The sequence below is a fragment of the Bartonella sp. MM73XJBT.G genome, from assembly GCF_028618435.1.
In the GTDB taxonomy this organism is placed as follows: domain Bacteria; phylum Pseudomonadota; class Alphaproteobacteria; order Rhizobiales; family Rhizobiaceae; genus Bartonella.
In genome coordinates this window covers 1-904 of sequence record NZ_JAQISW010000068.1, presented here as the reverse complement: position 1 = coordinate 904, position 904 = coordinate 1, and the positions used below count along the sequence as shown (strand labels likewise).

1 pseudogene is annotated in these 904 nt (G+C 43.0%); it reads left to right on the top strand.

From position 1 onward, the window contains the following. Nucleotides 1-904: pseudogene (locus tag PVV59_RS09800) on the top strand (hypothetical protein); the annotation flags it as partial.

The window sequence follows — 904 nt, the reverse complement described above, 5'->3', positions numbered from 1 at the left end:
CAAGAAGTAACAGCAAGATTATGCATCTTGCGGATGGAACGGTTGCCTCTGGTTCAAGTGATGCTGTTAATGGTTCACAGCTTTATGCTCTAGGGAGCGGTGTTGCTACGTCTTTAGGTGGTGACGCTAGCTATGAAGATGGCCAATGGACAGCCCCAAGCTTTATCCTGAAAATGTTTGATGAAGATGGTAAGGAAGGTGAGAAGAAGAGCTATAATGATGTAGGCTCTGCGTTTGCAGGAATTGATACGAACTTCAGCAATGTTAACAAGCATCTGAATACTGTTGTTAATGACTTTAATGAAAAGTTAGACAATATTAATAAGGAAGTTAAAGGGGATTCCTTGTTGTGGAGCAATGAGCATAACGCATTTGCAGCAACGCATGGCGAAAAGGATAGCAAGATTGAATTCCTTGCTGCAGGAGATATTAATTCTAGTTCAAGTGATGCTGTTAATGGTTCACAGCTTTATGCTCTAGGGAGCGGTGTTGCAAAGACATTGGGCGGTGATGCAAGCTATGAGGATGGCAAGTGGGTTGCTGCTAAATTTAAGGTTAAGACCTTCAGTGAAGATGAAACGGAAGATACGAAAGAATATGAGACTGTAGCAGCTGCCTTTGATGGCGTTAATGTCGCTTTCACAAACTTTGGTAACAAAATCACCAATCAGATTAAGCAAGAGCTTGGTAATCAGATCAGCGAGCAGATTAAGAGTGATGCGTTGTCATGGAATGATGGGGAGAAAGCATATGATGCAGGTCATGGAGTAGAAAGAGCAAGAAGTAACAGCAAGATTATGCATCTTGCGGATGGAACGGTTGCCTCTGGTTCAAGTGATGCTGTTAATGGTTCACAGCTTTATGCTCTAGGGAGCGGTGTTGCTACGTCTTTAGGTGGTGACGC